Annotated in this window: 26 protein-coding genes and 1 pseudogene; 16 read left to right on the forward strand and 11 right to left on the reverse strand. The window is 55.3% G+C overall.

Annotated elements, in window-relative coordinates:
* Positions 1–8: 8 nt before the first annotated feature.
* From AC07OG_RS19530 to AC07OG_RS19550, 5 genes are all read left to right on the forward strand, one after another.
* A complete protein-coding gene (locus AC07OG_RS19530; RefSeq protein ID WP_495067829.1) occupies positions 9–854 on the forward strand; it encodes a phage tail protein in 846 nt (281 codons plus the stop codon).
* Positions 829–1,035 carry a tail protein X gene (locus AC07OG_RS19535; RefSeq protein ID WP_495067830.1) on the forward strand — a complete coding sequence of 69 codons (207 nt, stop codon included), beginning with the start codon at positions 829–831 and terminating at the stop codon, positions 1,033–1,035. The genes AC07OG_RS19530 and AC07OG_RS19535 overlap by 26 nt, the downstream gene beginning before the upstream one ends.
* A 78-nt stretch (positions 1,036–1,113) precedes the next feature.
* The gene (locus tag AC07OG_RS19540) at positions 1,114–2,160 is read left to right on the forward strand and encodes a phage late control D family protein (protein ID WP_495067831.1); all 1,047 of its coding nucleotides are present in this window, start codon (positions 1,114–1,116) and stop codon (positions 2,158–2,160) included.
* A 34-nt stretch (positions 2,161–2,194) separates the two neighbouring features.
* The gene (locus AC07OG_RS19545) at positions 2,195–2,758 is read left to right on the forward strand and encodes a glycoside hydrolase family 19 protein (protein WP_495067832.1); all 564 of its coding nucleotides are present in this window, start codon (positions 2,195–2,197) and stop codon (positions 2,756–2,758) included.
* Positions 2,740–3,291 carry a lysis system spanin subunit gene (locus tag AC07OG_RS19550; RefSeq protein ID WP_495067833.1) on the forward strand — a complete coding sequence of 184 codons (552 nt, stop codon included), beginning with the start codon at positions 2,740–2,742 and terminating at the stop codon, positions 3,289–3,291. Before AC07OG_RS19545 ends, AC07OG_RS19550 begins: the two co-directional genes overlap by 19 nt.
* Positions 3,292–3,309: 18 nt before the next feature.
* Here the strand turns inward: AC07OG_RS19550 and AC07OG_RS19555 are convergent, their stop codons facing one another.
* Positions 3,310–3,645 (reverse strand): hypothetical protein, encoded by a 336-nt coding sequence (locus AC07OG_RS19555; RefSeq protein WP_495067834.1) that lies wholly within the window; start codon positions 3,643–3,645, stop codon positions 3,310–3,312.
* Between the two features lie 262 nt (positions 3,646–3,907).
* On the opposite strand from AC07OG_RS19555, the gene AC07OG_RS19560 reads away from it, so the two are divergent.
* From AC07OG_RS19560 to AC07OG_RS19570, 3 genes are all read left to right on the forward strand, one after another.
* A complete protein-coding gene (locus AC07OG_RS19560) occupies positions 3,908–4,702 on the forward strand; it encodes a DNA adenine methylase (RefSeq protein ID WP_495067835.1) in 795 nt (264 codons plus the stop codon).
* A 69-nt stretch (positions 4,703–4,771) separates the two neighbouring features.
* Positions 4,772–5,617 (forward strand): DUF6602 domain-containing protein, encoded by an 846-nt coding sequence (locus AC07OG_RS19565; RefSeq protein WP_495067836.1) that lies wholly within the window; start codon positions 4,772–4,774, stop codon positions 5,615–5,617.
* A 2-nt stretch (positions 5,618–5,619) separates the two neighbouring features.
* Positions 5,620–5,943, forward strand: coding sequence for an SEC-C domain-containing protein (locus AC07OG_RS19570; RefSeq protein ID WP_495067837.1), 324 nt, complete (start codon positions 5,620–5,622; stop codon positions 5,941–5,943).
* A gap of 166 nt (positions 5,944–6,109) precedes the next feature.
* On the opposite strand, the gene AC07OG_RS19575 is transcribed toward AC07OG_RS19570, so the two are convergent.
* From AC07OG_RS19575 to AC07OG_RS19585, 3 genes are all read right to left on the reverse strand, one after another.
* Positions 6,110–6,787: a hypothetical protein gene (locus AC07OG_RS19575; protein ID WP_495067838.1), complete on the reverse strand. Its 678-nt coding sequence runs from the start codon at positions 6,785–6,787 to the stop codon at positions 6,110–6,112.
* A gap of 193 nt (positions 6,788–6,980) precedes the next feature.
* Positions 6,981–7,196 carry a hypothetical protein gene (locus tag AC07OG_RS19580; RefSeq protein ID WP_495067839.1) on the reverse strand — a complete coding sequence of 72 codons (216 nt, stop codon included), beginning with the start codon at positions 7,194–7,196 and terminating at the stop codon, positions 6,981–6,983.
* 212 nt (positions 7,197–7,408) lie between these two features.
* The gene (locus AC07OG_RS19585) at positions 7,409–7,777 is read right to left on the reverse strand and encodes a helix-turn-helix domain-containing protein (RefSeq protein ID WP_495067840.1); all 369 of its coding nucleotides are present in this window, start codon (positions 7,775–7,777) and stop codon (positions 7,409–7,411) included.
* Positions 7,778–8,236: 459 nt separating this feature from the next.
* Between AC07OG_RS19585 and AC07OG_RS19590 the strand changes: the two genes are divergently transcribed.
* From AC07OG_RS19590 to AC07OG_RS19600, 3 genes are all read left to right on the forward strand, one after another.
* Positions 8,237–9,013 carry a hypothetical protein gene (locus AC07OG_RS19590; protein ID WP_495067841.1) on the forward strand — a complete coding sequence of 259 codons (777 nt, stop codon included), beginning with the start codon at positions 8,237–8,239 and terminating at the stop codon, positions 9,011–9,013.
* 92 nt (positions 9,014–9,105) lie between these two features.
* Complete coding sequence (locus AC07OG_RS19595) at positions 9,106–10,104, forward strand: DUF4238 domain-containing protein (RefSeq protein WP_495067842.1); 999 nt, start codon at positions 9,106–9,108, stop codon at positions 10,102–10,104.
* A gap of 264 nt (positions 10,105–10,368) precedes the next feature.
* On the forward strand, positions 10,369–11,352 hold the full coding sequence (locus AC07OG_RS19600) for a hypothetical protein (RefSeq protein WP_495067843.1): 984 nt from the start codon (positions 10,369–10,371) through the stop codon (positions 11,350–11,352).
* Between the two features lie 496 nt (positions 11,353–11,848).
* Here the strand turns inward: AC07OG_RS19600 and AC07OG_RS19605 are convergent, their stop codons facing one another.
* The 5 genes from AC07OG_RS19605 to AC07OG_RS19625 form a co-directional block, all read right to left on the reverse strand.
* Positions 11,849–12,145 carry a hypothetical protein gene (locus tag AC07OG_RS19605; RefSeq protein ID WP_495067844.1) on the reverse strand — a complete coding sequence of 99 codons (297 nt, stop codon included), beginning with the start codon at positions 12,143–12,145 and terminating at the stop codon, positions 11,849–11,851.
* Entirely contained in the window at positions 12,142–12,564 is a 423-nt protein-coding gene (locus tag AC07OG_RS19610) for a hypothetical protein (protein WP_495067845.1), read from the reverse strand. Before AC07OG_RS19610 ends, AC07OG_RS19605 begins: the two co-directional genes overlap by 4 nt.
* Positions 12,565–12,837: 273 nt before the next feature.
* Complete coding sequence (locus tag AC07OG_RS19615; protein ID WP_060541550.1) at positions 12,838–13,395, reverse strand: Smr/MutS family protein; 558 nt, start codon at positions 13,393–13,395, stop codon at positions 12,838–12,840.
* A 98-nt stretch (positions 13,396–13,493) separates the two neighbouring features.
* On the reverse strand, positions 13,494–13,814 hold the full coding sequence (locus tag AC07OG_RS19620; RefSeq protein ID WP_060541551.1) for a hypothetical protein: 321 nt from the start codon (positions 13,812–13,814) through the stop codon (positions 13,494–13,496).
* A gap of 132 nt (positions 13,815–13,946) precedes the next feature.
* Positions 13,947–14,537 (reverse strand): cysteine hydrolase family protein, encoded by a 591-nt coding sequence (locus tag AC07OG_RS19625; protein WP_495067846.1) that lies wholly within the window; start codon positions 14,535–14,537, stop codon positions 13,947–13,949.
* A gap of 239 nt (positions 14,538–14,776) precedes the next feature.
* Between AC07OG_RS19625 and prmB the strand changes: the two genes are divergently transcribed.
* Positions 14,777–15,685, forward strand: a complete 909-nt coding sequence (gene prmB / locus AC07OG_RS19630; protein WP_218425109.1) for a 50S ribosomal protein L3 N(5)-glutamine methyltransferase — start codon at positions 14,777–14,779, stop codon at positions 15,683–15,685.
* A 112-nt stretch (positions 15,686–15,797) separates the two neighbouring features.
* On the opposite strand, the gene AC07OG_RS19635 is transcribed toward prmB, so the two are convergent.
* Positions 15,798–16,586: a hypothetical protein gene (locus AC07OG_RS19635; protein ID WP_495067847.1), complete on the reverse strand. Its 789-nt coding sequence runs from the start codon at positions 16,584–16,586 to the stop codon at positions 15,798–15,800.
* Positions 16,587–16,684: 98 nt separating this feature from the next.
* Positions 16,685–17,684, reverse strand: a pseudogene (locus tag AC07OG_RS19640) (alpha/beta hydrolase).
* A gap of 83 nt (positions 17,685–17,767) precedes the next feature.
* On the opposite strand from AC07OG_RS19640, the gene aroC reads away from it, so the two are divergent.
* The 4 genes from aroC to AC07OG_RS19660 are packed head-to-tail and all read left to right on the forward strand — an operon-like array spanning position 17,768 to position 21,214.
* Entirely contained in the window at positions 17,768–18,859 is a 1,092-nt protein-coding gene (gene aroC, locus AC07OG_RS19645) for a chorismate synthase (protein WP_095059105.1), read from the forward strand.
* A gap of 28 nt (positions 18,860–18,887) precedes the next feature.
* Positions 18,888–20,039, forward strand: coding sequence for an MFS transporter (locus tag AC07OG_RS19650; RefSeq protein ID WP_495067848.1), 1,152 nt, complete (start codon positions 18,888–18,890; stop codon positions 20,037–20,039).
* On the forward strand, positions 20,036–20,656 hold the full coding sequence (locus AC07OG_RS19655; RefSeq protein ID WP_060541558.1) for a methylthioribulose 1-phosphate dehydratase: 621 nt from the start codon (positions 20,036–20,038) through the stop codon (positions 20,654–20,656). Before AC07OG_RS19650 ends, AC07OG_RS19655 begins: the two co-directional genes overlap by 4 nt.
* Before the next feature lie 12 nt (positions 20,657–20,668).
* Positions 20,669–21,214: a 1,2-dihydroxy-3-keto-5-methylthiopentene dioxygenase gene (locus tag AC07OG_RS19660; protein ID WP_060541559.1), complete on the forward strand. Its 546-nt coding sequence runs from the start codon at positions 20,669–20,671 to the stop codon at positions 21,212–21,214.
* Positions 21,215–21,217: the final 3 nt, after the last annotated feature.

Consider the following 21,217-nt stretch of genomic DNA (forward strand, 5'->3'; position numbering starts at 1 on the left):
GAGAACTCATGGCTTACATGGAGCAATTGCAGTCCGGCCTTAAGTACCTGGTCGACGCCGGGGAGTCCGGACGCCGCAGTGCGGACAGTATGCTCGGCCCGGTCAATGGAGCGATCAGGGAGATTACCGGCGCCGCGTCCGAGCTGGAAAGTATCCCGTTCGTGGGGCCGGCCATCGGTGCCAAGCTGCAACGGGTCATGCGCGGCGTGAATGCGGCGGAAGCCAAGGTCGGGCAAGTGGTAGCGACCTACGGCCGGGCCACCCGGGCCGCCGCCGAAGTACAGGAGCGCTTGGGGACGTTGAAGGAACAGGCGGGAAAGGCGGCGACGGCGATCAACAAGATTGCCGGCAAGGTCAGCCCGTCGCTGGCCAACATCGTGCCCACCAGTGCGTTCGCTACCGATGGCACGCCGGCACCGGAGGCAGTGAAACCGTTTCCACACCTGCTGATCATTCAGCCGCAGGACCCCAAGGCGCAACCGTACTACTTCAACCTGGACACGGCGGCCTTCGACGAACTGTCGCGCTCAACCGAGTTTCGCTGGGCCTCGCAAGAGCGCCTGTCGCGCCGGCCGGCGCAACAGGCGGTGGGCATCGGTGAAGAAAAAATCACGTTGAAGGGTACGATTTACCCGGGCTTCAAGGGGGGACTGAAGCAGCTCGACACCTTGCGCAGCATTGGCGCTCAACTGAAGCCGTTGACCCTGACCACAGGTTACGGCGATGTCATGGGCACCTGGTGCCTGAAGAGCATCTCGGAAGAGCAGGGCGCGCTGATGCACGGCGGGATTCCGCGTAAACAAGGGTTCACTCTGGAGTTTGGGCGCTATGGCGACGACATGCAGAACGTCTGACGGGGATCTGCTGGACACCATCTGCCATAACTTTTATGGCCACCTGGTGGGCAGTGTGGAAGCGGTGCTGGATGCCAATCAGGGTCTGGCCGAAGAGCCGCAACCCTATCGAGCCGGCGTGGTGATCACGCTGCCGGATCTGGCGGCGCCGGTACAGGAACAGGTCACGCTCTGGGATTGAGGGTCTACACGCGTGTCGCTTGATCCCAAGTTCCTTATTTTATTACCCGCCTTGTGCGGTTTTTTTTTGGAAAAATCCATGACGCCCAAGTTTCGCATCGTCGCCAATGGCGCCGACATCACGTCCTTGATCAATGATCGGCTGATCCAGCTGCGCACGGTGGACAAGCCCGGGATGGACTCCGATGAGTTCGAGTTGCGCATCGATGATCGCGATGGCCAGGTGACGTTGCCCTCACGCGGCAGTGCCATCGAGGTCTATCTTGGCTACGCCGAAACCTCGCTGGCCCGCTTGGGGCGTTACGTGGTCGACGAGATAGAAATCTCGGGACCGCCGGACACGCTGGTTATCAAGGGCAAGGCCAGTGACATGCGCGGCACCGGCAAAACCATTCGCAGTGGCAGTTGGGAAAATGTACCGCTGTCGAGCATCGTGACCGACATTGCTGCACGCAACGGCTGGCAGCCGGGGTGTTCGGTGTCGACCAAGGTGGTCCGGGCGGATCAGCTCAATGAGTCCGACTTTAACTTTCTCACGCGCCTGGCCAAGCAGTACGACTGCACCGCCAAGGTGGCCGAGGGCAAGTTGCTGGTGATGCCCCGCCAAGGTGGCCAGAGTGCCAGCGGCAAGACCTTCGGAGGCATCACCCTGACGCGCCGCGATGTCAGCCGTTGGCAGTTTCGTCTGGGCGATCGCAATGCGCACAAGGCCGTGGCGACCAAACATCAGGACAAGAAAAACGGAAAGCTGGTGGTGGTTTCCCTGGACAACGCCGACGTGCCCGATGGCCTGCCGGCGGTGCACACCGATCGACATATCTACCCAAACAAAACCGCTGCCGAGGCGGCGGCCAAAGCTCGCTTGGCCGCGTTCAATCGCTCCGGCGCCGGCGTGCGTCTGGAGATGCCCGGGCGCACGGACATTTTCGCCGAACGATCGATCAACGCCCAAGGCTTCAAGGATGGTCTCGACGGTGAATACCTGACCGATTCAGTCGAGCAGGTTTACACCCAGTCCGGTTGGTCGACCACGGTGGAGTGCAACGGCGGCAAGCAGGGCAAAGCCAAAGCCAAAGGTAAGAAGAAACAACCTCAAAACCTGAAGGTCGTGCAGCTGAATCAATAACAACGTCCTCCGTCACTGAAAAAGGAGCAAGCGAATGCCGTTAACTGAACAACAACTCCAGCGCATCATGCCCAACGCCCGCCGCCAAGCGGGCGTTTTTGTATTCGCGCTAAATGCCGCCATGGTTCATCGGCAAATCAACACGCCGAAACGCCAAGCCGCGTTCCTCGCGCAGGTCGGGCACGAATCCGGTCAACTGCAGTACGTGCGTGAACTGGGCAGCGATCAGTACCTGAGCAAGTACGACACCGGCAATCTGGCCGTTAGGCTGGGTAATACTCCTGAAGCGGATGGGGATGGCCAACGCTATCGCGGTCGCGGCCTGATTCAGATAACCGGCCATGGCAACTATCTGCGCTGCAGCCTGGCGCTGTTCGGTGACGAGCGCCTGTTGCGTACCCCTGAGCTGCTCGAACTGCCGCAATGGGCCGCCGAGTCCGCCGCGTGGTTCTGGTGGGTACGTGAATTGAACGCGCTCGCCGATCGAGGCGAGTTCGAGGCAATCACCCGTAAGATCAATGGCGGTCTCAATGGCCTGGCGGATCGACTGCAACTGTGGGAGCGGGCGAGGGCGGTGTTATGCGTCTCATCGACCTGATCCCAGCTCCGTACCGAGTGTTGGCTGTCGGCGGCCTGCTGGTCGCGGTTGCGGGTGGATCTGCCGCTTCAGCTTGGCAGGTTCAGGCTTGGCGCTACGGCAAGCAACTCGCCGAACAGTCTCGGCTGCACACCGACACCTTGAGCCAAGTAACCTTGGCCGCGTCTGCGCAACAGCGTGTCGAGCAAGGTAGGCGTCTGGCCCTTGAGCAGCGGGTGTCGGCCAGCGAGCAAACCCATTACAAGGAACTGAGCGATGCTCAAACGAAACAGGCTCGCCTGCGCGATCGCCTTGCCACTGCTGATCTGCGGCTGTCAGTCCTCCTCGATGCGAGTTCAGCCGGAGGCTGTGCAGTGCCTGCCACCTCCGGCGCCGGCGGCGTGGTTCATGGTCCCACAAGAGCCCAACTTGAGCCGGCGCATGCTCAACGAATTATCGGCGTCACCGATGACGGCGACCGAGGACTGATTGCCCTTGCGGCCTGTCAGGCCTATGTACGGGCACTGATGTTGGATTTACCTGTCGCCAGGTAACCCAGGGGGCTGAGCATTTCAGGTGTAGGTGCGCAACTTCGCGGTGAGCTCGCTGATGTGCTTGTCCTTGGCCATCAGCTGCCAGTTGCTACGCGTCTCGATCTCAGTCGCGAGCCTGTTCGCATCTGCCGTTTCAGCATTGGCGGTGGCCAATTGAGAGCGAAGCGTATCGCGTTCATTGGCAGCTCCGGCGTGCATCTCGACCAGCTTGAAGATTTTCTCCCGCGCTTGGCGCAGCTGCAGAGTCAGTTCCTCAAATTCGTTCTCATACATCCGGAGTTGATGCTGGCAGGTTTCGAGCGGAGTCGGGCAGCCGAGCCAGTCTGAGGTGTCTTCGGTTTCGTACGGGTCCACGGTCACACCTTACAAGACTGGTTTTATATACAGTAGTTGAGGCGTGACGATTAGGCGAGATCAAGGTGACGAACTGCTGGGCCGTTCCGGTTTCGTAGCCTCAACTCAAGAAAAAAGAGCGACCGAACTGGGTGCGTCAACACCCAGCCTGGCCGCCGTCCCTGCAGATTGTCCCTGCAAGTCCAGCCAAGGCTCTTACTCCGTGCACGAAGCGCGGCGAGCCTAGCACCTGTTTATCCATACAGTAAAGGTCTTGCTATTTATGTCCACACCCATCATCCCTTGGATGGGCGGCAAACGCCGCCTGGCCGACCGCCTCATCCCGCTTTTTCCGCCCCACGAATGCTACGTTGAAGTCTTTGCCGGCGGTGCCGCGTTGTACTTCATGCGGCCCCAGGCTGCACCCGTTGAAGTCCTCAACGACATTAATGGCGACTTGGTGACGCTCTATCGCGTCGTGCAGAACCACCTTGAAGAATTTGTGCGCCAATTCAAATGGGCGCTCAGCTCGCGCCAGGTGTTCGAGTGGCAGAAGATGACCCGCCCCGAAACCCTCACCGACATCCAGCGCGCCGCTCGATTTTTCTACCTGCAGCACCATGCCTTTGCCGGCAAGGTCACCGGGCAGACCTTCGGTACCGCAACCACCGGCCCGGCCATCAACCTGCTACGGATCGAGGAAAATCTCTCGGCCGCCTGGCAGCGGCTGTCCGGTACTTACGTCGAAAACCTACCCTGGCTGGAGTGCGCTGAGCGTTATGACCGTGCGCATACCTTCCACTACATGGACCCTCCGTACTGGCAGACCGCCGGCTATGGGGTAGACTTTCCGTTTGAAAACTATGAACGAATGGCCGACTTCATGAGGCGTTGCAAAGGCAAGGTAATGATCAGCATCAACGATCACCCGGACATTCGGCGAGTGTTTGGCCGGTTTCACATGGAGACCCTAGACATCTGCTACAGCAATACCAATCAACGACATGGAAAAGCCGAGTCCAGCAGTGAGTTGTTGATAATGAATTGGGAACCCGTAGTGCTTGGGGGCCTGTTTTGATGAGAGTGCAGCAAGGGGCTCGATTACGCATGTTTTTCAAGAGTTGAAATTTTTAGGGTGACCATAGATATGGATTTGAATGAGCTTTTTGCATCTGTAGAGACGACGATGCTTGCTAAATTTAAAGAATCCGGATTTATCAAGCATAGTGGTGATAAGGGTGAAAATAGAGAGGAGTTTATTGTCGAGTTTTTAAGGGAACACCTACCTAAGAGGTATGGTGTTACTAAGGGTGAAGTAATAACTAAAGGTGGTCAGCGCTCTCATGCAATAGATATTATTATTTATGATGCTGTTAATTGTCCAATTTTGTATGCTGGAAAGACATCTATTCTGCCCGTTGAAGGTGTCTATGGAATAATAGAAGTGAAGTCGTCACTTTCTAAAACTGAGTTTCATGATGCTGCCAAAAAAATCGAATCTTTTAAAATGTTGGCTCCTAGAGAGTTGGGTATAATTTCGACGCGAGAGTATGCAACTATACAGCGTGCTTCGAGGCCTTTTGGTATCGTGTTTGGGTTTCAGTTGGCCGGGAATTCATTGGATTCGCTTAGTGATAATTGGGTGGCTCAAAATAAATCTATCAATAACGTGAATTGTTTTTGTAATCTTGTCTGCGTGCTAGGTGAGGGTGTTTTAAGGTATGAGTTTGTGAATTTGTCAAAAGGGGAGAAGCATCTTCTTTTAGACACTGATGAATTTGTAAATATCATTCAAACATGGAAAAAGAGGGCCGGTAACTCGGAGTCGGATGATGAGAAGGTGCTTAGGATCGTTAAGGAGGATGATCGAGATAGGGCGTTTGGTCGATTTTTTACCTACTTGTTGATTATGTTGGCGAAAATGAAATTGAATGTTCCGGATTTAGGTCAGTATATAGACCCGGGCTTGCCGATCACCGTTTTTAGGGAGTAGTCATGGCAAAAATAGACCCAGAAGAACCGTGCCCTTGTGAATCAGGTTTGCTTTTTAAGGAGTGTCACGGGCCAAAGGTAAAGCAAATTACGGCTCCGGAAATTACGCAGCGCATTGCGTTAAAAGTAATTCCTGAGCCTGACCCTAATACACGCACTGTGTATCATCGTACTGGTAACGGAACGGTTTTATTTAGCGGTGTTGAGGTAGGTCTTGCTTTAACTTGTGGAAAGTGTGCGTCGGATTTGATTGTAGGTGTGAGGAGAGATGCAGTCAGCAATTTTGTTATTCGCTGTAATAACTGTGGGGTGTTCAATGAGGTTTAGTTTTGATTTTATTACCTTCGTAGTCTAATTGATGCTGAGTAGGCTAGAGGTTTTGCAAAAGTGAAGCGGGTGAAGGGAATCGAACCCTCGTTATCAGCTTGGGAAGCTGATCGGAGATCTTCTTTCAGGGAGCTGTCAAGGGTGGAGAGTTAGTCACGTCTCTACTTTATTTTCGGTTTTTTGGCTTTGGGAGCTGATCGATCAGAGTTTTGGCTTGTTGCAGCAGCGTCTGTATTTCTTGGATTAAACCTTTCATTCCATTGGCCGTCATTCCCATCCCCATAATCTCCGCACTGTGATGAAAGTCCAGAACGTATAGTTCTCTCAGGCGGTTCCCAGCTTCGAGGTCTTCATTGTTTGTGAGCCTGGATAATTGTTCATGTAGTCTCGCTTCAGCTAGCTCGCGGGCTCGCTCGCTGTCTGCATTATTTAGCTCCACCATAGTGATGAGTCCCTTTGCCCTCATGTAGAGTCGGACAAGCAACCCTGACAGTTCAGGTTGTAGACGGCTTAAGCAAGCCGGAGAAGAATCGTAGATTGGGAACGGATTGGCTCCGATGGGAAATACATCGACGCACGGTTCGTCCTCTGGAAGCTGAAGCAGTTCATTGCCGTACTCCTCCATGAAGACAGTAATAGCTGTGGAAATCTCTACCTCGATCAGTCGAGTAGTGTCATAGAGTAGCGTAAGGTGAGCCTCGTGCTGGGCCAGATCTGCCAACTTATGTGCTCGGGTTGTGGCCCACATAGTGAAAAGCCCCCCGATAATTGCGCCGATGAAAGCACTTATCAGCTCCTTACTCAGCAATGATTCGATCCATGTCAAAATATCGTGACATTCCATTCTGTTTGAATTCCTCAATATTACTCCACACGTGTCCCCACTGGGTGAGTGCAGGAAGGATTGGTAACGGCATTTTATCCGGAAGCGCCTCTATTATCAGGGGGGATCGGAGGCTATGGTTATCTTGGTGGAATTAAATTGACTATCGTTAGGCCTACCAGAGGAGACCATGAGGTCCCCTCGGATTTGACGCCTAGCCAAGATCCATACCTTTAAGTCGAGCCAGGCCCTGCTTGATATGGCCTGCGTTTTCACCAATCGCATCCAGCGCGCTGCGAACATTTCCTCCAATGTCTGCTGAACCTCGCTGCTCCACCCAGAGGGTCAACTCCATCACTGCTGCCTCCAGCGCAAGTTGGTTGTCGTAAATCCTAGTGAGTACATCCGTTAGCGAATAATCAGCTGGCATGGTTCGACTCCTTTCGAGAAACCCCAAGCATAGCAGCGGCAGCGGTGAAGAGGTTTAGGGCAAAATTAGGGCAAATTCAGGGCCGCCATAGACCGTAAGACGCCATGAGGAAAGAGCGAAAGCCCCGTAGATTCTGGCCTTCAGCGGTTTGCAAGTACATCAGAAGGGGTTCGAATCCCTATCGAATGCCGCATAGATCCGCATAAAGGTAGTTACTCAACCAGGTGGAAATCGTCTCGTGTCCTGGGGTCCCTGGTTCCACCGCGGCAGTTATTACCACGCATGGGCTCCTGTCCAGGAAAAAAAATCAGAGCCTCCGCTTCGAATGCGAACGACAAGGCTTGCATCGTGACCGGTCGCAATGCCCCTCGACCTTCTTCAAGTTTCCTGATTGCTTTGACTGAAACTCCGGACCGGAATGCGAGTGCCTCCAATGACCAATCCAGCATGGCGCGGGCAGTGGCGCAATGATCGGCCGAGAAGGACAGCGGTAGGTCATTTCCGAATGGGTTGAATCCCCATTCGATTCCAGCTTCCTTCAGCGCTCTGATCTGCTGCAGGTCGATAATTTTCCCCACCATTACGCATTCCTCAACATACTGTTTATTTGTACAGTAAAGCACGCGGAGGGAAACGATTCTAGAGCCTCAAATTGAATCTGGAGGATTCGCGGTGGTACAGAAATGGGAAGGAGTGCAGGTGGTGACGCAGTGATCGGCCTGGAGGATGCGGGGCTAATTCAGAATGCGGAGTGTCTAGGTGCAGGTGTCTGTTCAGTTCATACGGAGTCTGCGAAAAACAGAAGCAGACACCTTAACAGACACCTAGTTGACGCGGGGAAGGCTGGAAGCCTTGAAAATAGTGGAGCGGGTGAAGGGAATCGAACCCTCGTTATCAGCTTGGGAAGCAGATCTATCGCCCCTTGCGGAAACAATGTTTAATTCCTTCCGTCGCGTATCGCAGCCCACGTCTAGCAGTTGTTTACTATTGCCGGGAAAAGGTCGGAGGTGCGCTCGAATTTTTATGATTGAGGGCAGTTCTTGAAAAGCTCGTTTTATACCGAATTAAATCATATGGTTGCAGATGCGGAGGCGGCGTTAAATGCTTTTGAAACTGGGCGTCCGGGAGCTGCGTTCGCTCCTATCCTTTCTGTTGGAGTAGCGTGTAAAGACGGAGACAAGCTTAATTCGTCCATCCGTGATGACTTAGGTCCACGCCGCACGCTTGAGTTTCAGCAAGCCGTATTCACCCTTGCAACACTTAGCTCTATCAGCCAAGGCCGGGGAAGCAACGTAGCTGCGCATGGTGCGCTAAATACAATAGGTCGAGTCGCATGTGACCTGGCAGTTGAACTCTCAGAAAAAGAACAGAAATGCTCAGACGACAATCATCAGGTTCCGCCAGAGTCACCTCCTCCGACCTATGTTCATTTGTCGCGGATAGCTTCACTGAAAGCATTGCCAGCCGGTGGGTTGGATCTCCGGAAACTTAATCGGTTGCTGGAGGAGCTGAATGAGGTTCATGCACGTGGATGCCATATGGCGACGGCAATGCTGCTTCGTACCATCACGGACCATATTCCACCGGTTTTCGGGCACAAAACCTTTGCTGAAGTAGTAAGTAACTACTCGGGCGGGAAATCTTTTAAGGGGATGATCACTCCGCTGCAAGTTACTTTGCGACATATCGCGGATTCGCATCTTCATCTGCCGATGCGTCAGGTTGAGGATCTTCCTACTGAAAATCAGGTTGATTTCAAGGCGAATTTAGACGCATTGCTCGGTGAGATAATTCGAGTTCGATCATCAATAGCGTAAGGCAGGGTACATTACAGTAACTTGGCGCGCATTTGTGCATCACTTTGAGGCGCGAGCAACTAAAATAAAACGTGAGGCGCAGGGAATTCAGAATGGAAGCATCGAAGGCAACTCCTCAGAAAAAACGGCATCATTACGTTCCAGAATCGTACCTAAAAGCATTTTGCAATGACCGGGGTAAGTTGCTTGTATATCGCAAAGACGAGCCATACAAGGCGTTGCCGCTCGTGCCCGGTGCAACCCAGGTCAGACGTTACTATTACTCCCAGCCGACTCCGGAAGGTGGGCAGGACAACAGCACGCTGGAGGATTTGTTTTCCACTATTGAGGCCGCCTGGCCAGAGATCGTCGCCACGCTTCATCGACGCGAGAGTGTGAATGACCGTCTCGAGAATGTTTTCGACTTTATGTCCCTTCAGAGAGTGCGTGTGCCCGCGGCGCGCGATATGGCTGAGGCATTGGACGCACAGGCGGTAAAAATGGCGCTAAACATGCTGCATGCGTCAGGCAAACTACCGGAGTTCCCAGGAGCAAAGGAAGTACTCGAAGTTGTGGAGGTCGCCATTGATCCACACCGCAGTATTCATGCAATGGCCCACATGTTGCGGGGAATGGTTCCTCTGTATAACGCGATCGGATTGGTGGTCTTACACAACAATACGTCCCTGCCATTCCTCACCAGTGACAATCCCGTGATTTGGTTTGATCCTTCCCTTCCATTTTCCAGTCAGCGTCCCTACACGGTGGATGTAGAGCAAGGCGAAATCCTTTTCATTTTTCCAGTGAGCCCAAAATTGTTGATCATGGGGTCGAAAGACTCTCAAGAGGTTTTCAGTCGTAAAGGTCTCTTGCATTCCGATTTAACAGACCAAGGTTCGGTCGAGGCAATCAATGCTCAGGTCTGCAGGTTCGCGTATGAAGCAGTCATTTCGTCCACTCCTGGTCAAGAAGAACTGGTCGCTGCATTCGCGGATCAGTCTCCAGTAGTAGAGACCGAGACAGTAAATATTGACGGTAGAGTTGTATCTCACTTTCGGCAAGCCTTCGGCAAGCGAGTCTTCAAGCCGAAATGGACGACGCCTTCGGACTGACAAAATTTTCGTGTTGATTGTGAAGGTGGTTCCAAACCTTTCCACTTCTTAATCGTCGTTGGGACAAAATAATTCTGATCAACCCAATTGAGTCGAGTGATACTTTCTAGGTGAATTAGCCCTTCTGTCGTCATCGAGTCTACCCAGTTGGCTGAACATCATTTGCGTCCGACTTGACCAGTAGGTGTTAGATTGAAGGCTGCGATAAGCTGAAATCCTGATCAAGCCGCTCTTCTTTCCACTCCACAGCATAAGGAACAGTGGATGACTGACCGATTCCTCCTCTATATCGATATCCTGGGTTTTACCGAAATGGTACGCAAAGACCCAAGAAAGGTGGCGCGAGTCTATTCAATTCTCGATTCGCTGAATGTCCACAGGCACAACAGTTTTAAGACGATCGTTTTTTCAGATACTGTGTTGGTTTACAATGTCAAGTCGCCTGCCAACGACGAAGAAAGGCGATATTTAGTATGGTATTTGACGGAGTTCGCAGAGGACCTACATTACCGACTGATCGGTCAGGACATCTACTTTAGGGCTGCTTTGGTCGCCGGAGACTTTTTTCATTACGAACTGAAGCACGTCGAGTGCTTTTTTGGTAGCGCTCTGATTACAGCTTATCTTGCAGAGAAGGACATCCCGTCTCTGGGGCTATTTATGGATAGGGAGTGCGCCAAGTACAACCAGTTCTTCCGGCTTGATCAGTTTAATGCCGATTTTTCCTTCGTTTACCTCAATCGACAACTTGAGATGCTCAATAAACATGCTTTCGGCCAATTTCCCACTGTGTTCGATCTCCCAGTCGGCGATATTGCTCCTGACGTCTACGGTCAGATCAAATTTCTTCAACATGTGCATGAGCAAATGCGCTCGCACCCTTCGCCTCAGGTAAGGATTAAGTTTCTGGCCGCTTGGGACTTCCATAAGAAGCGCTATCCCCAAATGCTGCGCGTCCTCGAAGACAACGAATTCAGGGCAGATTCATTGGGGACTTCAGCCGGCTGGGTGACGATGGAGAAAGTGCATGAAACAAATGTCGCTTATTTCAAGCGCATCGGCAGCGGAACAGGACTTTCCATGTCCATTACGGGAACTGCGAAAAAAAATGGAAAACCTCTTGCTGGGAAACCTTCAAAAACACCAGGTTTAGCAGTCACAAAAGCCAAGCCTCGAGGATCAGCGCTGAGCAAAGTCTTGGTTGGCCCTCCACCGAAGCCGAAGAAGGGTGCCTCAAGCAAGTCTTAAGAGGATTGGAGTTGCCGCTGACATCGACGTTATTCGCGACCGTGTGTTAGCGGCTCACTATCATCATATCTATGACGCGCGAGTAGGCCCAATGTGCTGTTCAAGATCGCTCATGGTATCTGTATCAGTAAGTCACGATGCATAGTGGCAAGTGGTTGAGTCTCTGAGCAGCTTACTTGGTTTTCCTAAGTGCATTTGGTTCGCAAGGCTTTTCCGGATCAACCTATTGCGAAAGTCAATGCTAGCGAGTTCCAAGCGCATCCCTGATGCAGCGTAGTGGGTTCAAAGGCTATTCACTATGCTTCTTCCAGTTTCGTCGAAGCCAGGAAAACATATCTTTACTCTGGGTTTTTGGCCCAAAGCCGGCTCAAGAGCCTTCGCATTCTTTAAACGCGATAACTAATGAATTTGCACCTGGAAAAAATACCCAATCATTATCTCGAGTGATAGAAGCTGTCAGGTTGACTCCGCATGCATTACGTCAGCCAATTCTCGTTCAGGATGCATCTTCTCCTGGTTTGGCTTTTTTGTTTTCCAAGAAATACCAAGTTGTCTCTAGCATTTGTCCTTGGCTATTGTCATTGTATTCAACAAACATAAAACGACCTTTGGATCCTCGTGATGCGACGAATTCATCGTAGAGCTCTTGAGCAGATTTTTCTGATATCAAATAAAAAGAATTTTCGATATCAAATCGCCATGTAATAACTGATGGTGAGTTGTCGAAGAAATCTTTTAGTTCTTCCCTAGTCCCGGTTAAATTGCTGTAAATGAAGAGATAGGCTCGTATCATTGTTTGCTTCTCTCTTTGCTTTTTTCATTAAGTAAGGCTTTATTGCTTTCAGGAGCGCGTAGTATTGCTTTGGTTTTCGAATTTTTCGGTACTTGGTGGCTTTCTATCGCAGTAGGAGTGAATTCCCCCTTCTGTTGAGCAAGCTCCATCGTCCGTTTTTTGAGTTGGAAGTCTTCAGACTGTAATTTGTCACGATCAACAAACAGAAGAAATACAAAGCCAAATAGAGCAACAGCAACTGGGGAGCAGCCGACCACTGCTACCCATGCAGGTATCGGATGGAATGCCCCGGCAGCCAATGTTGGAATGCTAACAATGCCGCATAGCCATAGGATTGGATTGAGGGCGCTTCTGACACGTAGACGTCCGCCGGACTCTGATGCCCTTGAGAAGACCTGCTCCTTGAATTCACCGCTCAATCGTTTCAATCCTTAGATATACTTGAATGCAAGCGAAAACCACAGAGTAGGTTTGGCGTACCAATTTTCGTACCACCGTAGGGGTTGCAGGAGGGCAAACTGGGTATTTGAGTGTACGAAAAGCCCAGTTTTATTACCCCATCCTGCTCTAGCAGAACCACCAAAAATAGCGGTGTAATTCTGTTCCAGGGACATGAAACTACCTGTGGGATTTTTTCGCAAAGGGCAAGGGTACGGTGGTGGACACGGCGCTGCAAGCGCGGCGCATCAGCTTTACTCGTCGCGTCCTTCCATCATGGTGCGTTTGAGCATCACATAAACCGCTCCGGCGCCGCCATGTCTGGCCTGGCACGAAGTGAAGCCAAGTACCTGCGGATGCTGGCGCAACCAGGTATTGACGTGGCTCTTGATCATCGGCCGTTTACCGTCCAGGCGCACCGCCTTGCCGTGGGTGACGCGCACGCAACGGATTTCGAATTTGGTTGCTTCAGCCAGGAACGCCCAGAGGGTTTCCCGGGCCTTCTCCACCGTCATGCCGTGCAGGTCGAGGCTGCCTTCGAACGGAATCTGACCGATCTTGAGCTTGCGCATCTGGCTTTCCTGAACGCCATCGCGTGCCCACATCAATTCGTCTTCGGGGCCGACGTCGATGACGAACTGATCGGACAAGCCGTCAACGGTTGTGGCATCTGTGCGCACAGTGGCGGCCTGGCGCAGCTTGGCGATCTGCGCGCGGTCAGCCTTGGGTTTGCCGGTTTCGGCGCGATCGTGCTTGATGGGCTTGACGCCCTGGATCGCGCTTTTGAATAAGGAAAAATCGTCGTCTTGCATGTCAGCCTCCGCGAAGGGCGGCCAGTTTACCCAAGTCGAGACAATTGGGGCGCAACAAACTGCGTGGCGTTTGCACGCCATTGGTTGTGTCGTTTGCTTCAGTCGTGTTTTTTCATCAGGTGCGGAGACATGGCCAGTGCCCGCGACTGGCGCGAGCGACGGCGGCAGCGGCGCCACAGCCATACGCCGATGTACAGCACGAACAGGCCCAGCGCCAGAATGACCCCAGCGCCTGCGCGGCTGGTATTCAGTTCGCCTAGCGCCGGGACGTGACCGAACAGGCTGGCGGCGCCGGCCATGGCGAGCAGCACACCACAGGTCGCCAGCAGCGCCGCGAATGCCGCGCCGATTCGAAAACGCCAGTTGCTTTGGCCTTTGGGCCGCAAGCGGCGAGCGTCAAAACCATCGGATAACTTCATTCCGACCTTCCTCAATGGGTATCGGCCCTTCGACCGGAAGTTGACCGGGATGTTCCTGAGGCTAAGACAATTACAGCAAACGAGAGGCTTTAGCGGATGAGCGGCGATATTGGCCGCTCATCAAGATGCAAATCAGACCAACTCACAGGTTGTGGCCAGGGTGGCGAAGTTGTCTGCCATGATCGCCATTTCGGTCTGGTGAACGTGTTCGGCACTCAGGACGCCGCCCTTGTAAGGCAGATCGCGCGTGGCGCAGGCGTCCTCCACCAGGGTGCAACGGAAGCCCAGGTTCTTGGCCGCGCGTACTGTGGTGCTGACGCTGGAGTGGCTCATGAAGCCGCAGACGATCAAGTCCAGTGCGCCCAGGTCCTCCAGGAGTTTTGCCAGTTCGGTGCCGTGGAATGCGCTGGGCAGCAATTTGCCGATGACGGTTTCGTCACCCTGCGGCTCCACACCCGCAATGAACTCACCGCCTACGCCCTGTGGGTTGAACATCCCGCCCAGCGTGCCAAGGTGGCGAATGTGCACGATCGGCCGGCCGGCGGCGCGGGCAGCAGCGAGTAACTGTTTGATGTTCGCGACGGCAGCGTCCATGCCGGTCAGGGCCAGTGGCCCGGTGAGGTATTCCTTCTGGGCATCGATGATGACCAGCGTCGCTTGGCTCAGGTTGGCTGCTGCATAACCGCGGCCGCTGAGTTGAAACATCGTTTTTGGAACGGACATTCTGGGGCTCCTTGGAGTGGGGCTTTTGAGGCATTGTCCTCTGGCTGAACGATTCTGTGAATCGCTACGAACGTAGATGATGCGGTTTCTGCCAGGTAGCCTTGTCAATTGTTACGCATTGTTCAATAGCCGGCAGAATAATCGGATAGTTCCTACATTCATCCCAAAGCTTTTCCTGCGTCGTCGTGACGACGTTTGACTGGTAGAATTGCCAGTCGATTTTTCTGGAGCTTGCCGTTGTGATCACTTCCCGCCTTCGTACCCTGCGTGACCATATCCGTTGGGCCGTCAGCCGCTTTCATGGGGAGGATCTGTTTTTTGGCCATGGCACCGACAATGCCTGGGACGAAGCCCGTCAACTGGTGTTGGGTGCGTTGCACTTGCCGTGGGAAATCGCCGACAGTTATCTCGACTGTACCCTTGAAGAAGATGAACTGGTACACCTGCAGCTTCTTCTCAAGCGCCGCATCGAAGAGCGGGTACCTACAGCTTACCTGCTGGGCGAAGCCTGGTTCTGTGGCATGTCGTTCATTGTCGACGAGCGTGTGCTGATCCCGCGATCGCCGATTGGCGAACTGATCGAAAAACGTTTCGAACCCTGGCTGGGTGCCGAGCCGGCGCGGATTCTCGACCTTTGCACCGGCTCCGGTTGCATCGGCATCGCCTGCGCCTACGAGTTCCAGAACGCAGAGGTAGTATTGGCGGACCTGTCTTTCGAAGCGCTGGAGGTCGCCAACCAGAACATCGAGCGTCATGGCGTCGATGAACGGGTGTTTACGGTACAAGGCGATGGTTTCGATGGCTTGCCCGGCCAGCGTTTCGATCTGATCGTGTCGAACCCGCCTTATGTCGATGCGGAAGATTTCGCCGACATGCCGGACGAATACCAGCACGAACCGGAACTGGGCCTGGCCTGCGGTGATGACGGCTTGAACCTGGTGCGGCGCATGCTCGCCGAAGCTGCCGATCACCTGACCGAGAAGGGCTTGCTGATCGTTGAAGTGGGCAATAGCCAGGTTCATGTCGAGGCGTTGTACCCGCAAGTCGACTTCGCCTGGCTGGACTTCGAGCGAGGCGGGCATGGGGTGTTCATGCTGACCGCCGAGCAGTGTCGAAATCATCAGGCGCTGTTCGCTTCGCGCGTCTGACCCCTGTAGGAGCGAGCCTGCTCGCGATGGACGCAAGACCACCGCGTTTATCCAGATAACACGCGTAATCGTTAACGTCCATCGCGAGCAGGCTCGCTCCTAAAAAAGACCATCAGTGCGTGGCAATCCAGATCAGCAACCCCGCCTGAAACACCGCAAACGCCACCAGGCAAGTGATGGTGAAGCGCAGCCCGGCGTCTTCACGCTTGTACTTGCTGACTTTCTCTTCGTGTTTCTTGAGTTTGACTTCCTGCTCGGCCAGATTCTGCTCGGCCTGCTGGAGCATCTGCGCCGCCTCGAGAGTTTCCACGACCTGCAGTTTCTCCGTGTTCCAGTCACCTGTCAGGTCACCGACCTGCACGGCTTTGACGCTGCCCTTCAAATGCTGGGCATCGGCGTAGGCCACCTCGAAACCATGGGCTTGCAAAAAGTGATCGCGGCGCAAGCGCGTGTCTTCGTTCAGTGCGTCCTTGTTGTTCAGGTCGGCACCGTCGAAGGTATAGCCGGGCCAGCGCTTCTTCGCCCAGTTGATGCCCTGGGCGGTCAGGAAACGTCCGATACCCCGGTTCAGTGGCTCGACCTGCAGCCCGCTGTCAGGACCGAAATGCACGGTTTTTTCGCTGTGATCGACCCACACATCGAGATGATTCTGTTCCTTGCGCACGCGCTGGCCGGGCAGCGTGATGTTCATGCGCATCAGGCTGTGCTGCTTGTCATTGCGTTCGGCATAGCCAAATTCGACAAAACGCAAGGGGCGTCCACCGGTGTTGCGGTCGGTCTGCAACGGTGCCAGGCGGAGCATCTTGTGGTGCTCGACGTGGACGTCCGCCCAGGGCAGCTCGACCGCTGTCGGTGCGTCTTGTACAGCGCTGGTGTCGGGTGAAGTCTGGGTATCGGTCATAACGGCGAGATCCTGTCCAAGCTCTGCTTGTCGCCAGCCAGTGCGCTGGCGACAAAGGCTTATCGGCCGTTTTTTTCAGTACTGGAGGGTTGCCGGGCTTAACTGGTGCGAAGTCCGTCAATAAACCCGATGATTCGCGCGCCCAGTTCCGCTGCGAGGGGCAATTGTGGATCTTTATAAGAGGCCAACTGGCGCTTTACGTCATTGGGCACAATTCGCAATACATGGTTCATGCCTTCGATCAGCGCCAGTTCGGCGTCCGGTTTCGCGGCCTTGAGCAGGCGGGCGTCATTCACTCCGACTTGAATGTCATTGCTGCCCTGAATGATCAGGGCGGGCATTTTCAGGTTGGCGAACGCTGCGGCCGGATCCTGACGAAACAGTGAAATCAGGTACGGCTGTACGCTCGGGCGGAAAATCACCTGCAATTGCGGCGGCACGTTGTCGTCGGTTTTGCCGGCCTTGAGGCTGTCGAGCAATTCGTTGCTGCGCAGCATCAGCGGCGGTGGCAGGCGATTGCTCAGTTGCTGGCGCAATACCTCAGCGACCGGCCGGGCACTGCCAGACATGGAAATCACTGCGCCAGCATCGATATCGGGTGCCGCGAGACTGGCGATCAAGGCGCCCTCGCTGTGGCCGAGCACAATCAGTTTGTCGAATCGCGGATCAGCCTTGAGCTTGTGGCCCCAGGCCTGGGCGTCGGCCACATAGGCTTCCACGCTCAGGTTGCGTTCGTCCGGCGTCGCTGCCAGGCTCGCCGCGACACCGCGTTTGTCATAGCGCACGCTGGCGATGTTGTGTTTGGCCAGCACCCAGGCCAGGCGCTTGAGGCTGTCGTTGCGCCCGCCGTCGGGGTTGTTGCCGTCGCGATCGGTCGGGCCGGAGCCGGAAATGATCAGGACAACCGGCACAGGCTTGTCGGATTTGGGCAGCAACAACGAGCCGAAAAGCTCGCCGGTGCCGGTGTTGAGGGTGATCGGTCGCTGCAGGACAGTTGCCTGGGCGAAGCCGCTGATAAGGGTAAGGCTCAAGGCTAAAACTCGCAGCATCATCAGGCCATCATTCACAAAGATGCCCGTTGGACTCACAGGCACCCATAAGGTTCGAGGATGAACTACTTGGGTAGCCTGCGTATACTGGCGCGCATTACGTATTCAGGTTCATTTCACGGAGCGTCCTGCATGTCCGGCAATACCTACGGCAAGCTATTCACTGTCACCACCGCTGGCGAAAGCCATGGTCCGGCGTTGGTCGCCATTGTCGATGGCTGCCCGCCGGGGCTGGAGATATCCCTGGAGGATCTGCAGCGCGACCTCGACCGGCGCAAGCCCGGCACCAGCCGCCACACCACCCAGCGCCAGGAAGCCGACGAAGTTGAAATCCTTTCCGGCGTGTTCGAAGGTCGCACCACCGGCTGCGCCATCGGCCTGTTGATCCGCAATACCGACCAGAAGTCCAAGGACTATTCGGCGATCAAGGATCTGTTCCGTCCGGCCCATGCCGACTACACCTATCACCATAAATACGGCGAGCGCGATTATCGCGGCGGTGGCCGCAGCTCGGCCCGTGAAACCGCCATGCGTGTGGCTGCTGGCGCAATTGCGAAGAAGTATCTGGCCAGCCAGGGCATTGTCATTCGTGGCTACATGAGCCAGCTCGGCCCGATTGAAATCCCGTTCAAGACCTGGGATTCGGTCGAAGAGAACGCCTTCTTCAGCCCCGATCCGGACAAGGTGCCAGAGCTGGAAGCCTATATGGACCAGCTGCGCCGTGACCAGGATTCGGTCGGTGCGAAGATCACTGTGGTCGCCGAAGGCGTGATGCCTGGCCTGGGCGAGCCGATTTTCGATCGTCTGGATGCCGAGCTGGCCCATGCCCTGATGAGCATCAACGCGGTCAAGGGTGTGGAAATCGGCGCCGGTTTCGCCAGCGTCGCCCAGCGCGGCACCGAGCATCGCGATGAAATGACGCCCGAAGGTTTCCTCAGCAACAACGCCGGCGGCATCCTCGGTGGCATTTCTTCCGGTCAGCCGATCGTGGCGCATCTGGCGCTGAAACCAACGTCGAGCATCACCACGCCGGGCCGTTCCATCGACATTCACGGCAACCCGGTGGAAGTGATCACCAAGGGCCGTCACGACCCATGCGTCGGCATCCGCGCCACGCCGATCGCCGAAGCGATGATGGCGATTGTGCTGATGGACCACCTGCTGCGCCACCGCGGGCAGAACGCCGATGTGCGCGTGAGCACGCCGGTGCTGGGTCAGCTTTAATGGCTGACCTCTCAGCTGCTGCAGCCTGATGGCTGCGGCGGCGCTGCCGTACTGGCGGCTCTCCAGTTTCTATTTGTTCTATTTCGCCTTGCTCGGTTCTACGGCGCCGTTTCTGGCGTTGTATTTCGATCACCTGGGATTTTCCGCCGCGCGCATCGGCGAGTTGGTGGCGATCCCGATGCTGATGCGCTGCGTGGCGCCGAACATCTGGGGCTGGCTGGGCGACTACACCGGTCGGCGGTTGGCCATCGTGCGCTTTGGCGCAGTGTGCACCTTGCTGACCTTCTCGCTGATTTTCGTCAGCAAGAGCTATGCCTGGCTGGCGATGGTCATGGCTTTGCATGCGTTCTTCTGGCACGCCGTGTTGCCGCAATTCGAAGTCATCACCCTGGCACATCTGCAAGGCCAGACCTCCCGCTACAGCCAGATTCGCCTGTGGGGTTCGATCGGCTTCATCATCACCGTGGTTGCCCTGGGCCGCCTGTTCGAATGGCTGAGCCTGGACATTTACCCGGCGGCGCTGGTGTTGATCATGGCCGGCATTGTGCTGAGCAGCCTGTGGGTGCCGAACGCCCAGCCCGCACCGGGCAACCGGGTGGCCGGCGAAGGATTTCTCAAGCAGCTGCGCAACCCCGGCGTGCTGGCGTTCTACGGCTGCGTGGCATTGATGCAGATGAGTCACGGGCCGTATTACACGTTTTTGACCTTGCACCTCGAGCGCCTGGGTTACAGCAGGGGCGTGATCGGCATGCTCTGGGCGGTTGGCGTGGTCGCCGAAGTCCTGATGTTTCTGGCCATGAGCCGGATCTTCGCGCGCTTCTCGCTGCGCCGGGTGCTGATGGCCAGCTTTGCGCTGGCGGCGGTACGTTGGCTATTGCTGGGTTCGCTCGCAGAATTTCTTTGGGTGCTGTTGTGTGCCCAGATCCTGCACGCGGCGACATTTGGCAGCTTTCACGCCGCTGCCATTGCCTTCGTGCAACGTAGCTTCGGTGCGCGCCAGCAAGGCCAGGGCCAGGCGTTGTATGCCGCCTTGGCCGGCACAGGCGGTGCGTTGGGCGCGTTATATTCCGGCTACAGCTGGAACGCCCTCGGGGCCGCATTGACCTTTAGTATTGCCAGTCTCGCAGCTGTCGCGGCTGCCGTTATCATTGCCACATGTATGCAAGAGGACAGGCCATGAGCCTTACCCGTGAACACCTCGCCCAGGAAATCATCGACGCCGGGCGTTTTCTGTATGGTCGCGGCTGGTCGCCGGCCACCAGTAGCAACTATTCCACCCGTTTGTCGCCGACCGAAGCCTTGCTGACCGTGTCCGGCAAGCACAAGGGCCAGCTCGGCAAGGACGATGTGCTGGCCACCGACCTTTCGGGCAACAGCCTGGAGCCGGGCAAAAAACCGTCCGCCGAAACCCTGTTGCACACCCAGTTGTACAGCTGGCGCCCGGAGATCGGCGCAGTGCTGCACACCCACTCGGTCAACGCCACGGTGTTGTCGCGCCTGACGCCGCAAGATTTCATCGAGTTCGAAGACTACGAGTTGCAAAAAGCGTTTAGCGGCGTGTCGACCCACGAATCGACGGTGCGGGTACCGATTTTTGACAACGATCAGGACATTGCGCGCCTCGCCGCCAAGGTGCAGCCTTGGCTAGAAGCCCATCCCGATTGCGTCGGCTATCTGATCCGCGGCCACGGCCTGTACACCTGGGGCGCGCGCATGAGTGATGCGCTGCGGCAGATCGAGGCCTTTGAATTTTTGTTCGAGTGCGAGCTGAAAACCCGCTCGCTCTCAAACCGTTAAGGAGTTGCCCTGATGAGCAGCCTGTCCGTTTATCACGTTTCGAGCCCTGAAATACCCAACAAGGTGCTGACCCATTACGAAGACATCGCCTCGACCCTGGCCGAGCAGGGCGTGCGCTTCGACCGCTGGCAAGCGGCGACGAAACTTCAGCCGGGGGCCACTCAGGAAGAAGTGATCGCAGCTTATCAAGAGCAGATCGACAAGCTGATGACCGAGCGCGGCTACATCACGGTCGACGTGATCAGCCTCAACAGCGATCACCCGCAAAAAGCCGAATTGCGCGCGAAGTTCCTTGAAGAGCACCGCCACGGTGAAGATGAAGTCCGGTTTTTCGTCGCCGGCCGTGGCTTGTTCACCCTGCACATCGAAGATTACGTTTACGCGGTTCTCTGCGAGAAGAATGATCTGATCTCGGTCCCGGCCGGGACCAAACACTGGTTCGACATGGGCGAGCACCCGCATTTCATCGCGATCCGGCTGTTCAACAACCCGGACGGCTGGGTCGCCAACTTCACCGGCGAAGACATCGCCGGGCGTTTCCCGCGTCTTGAGGACTGAACC

The sequence above is a fragment of the Pseudomonas sp. GW821-FHT09H03 genome, assembly GCF_059415945.1.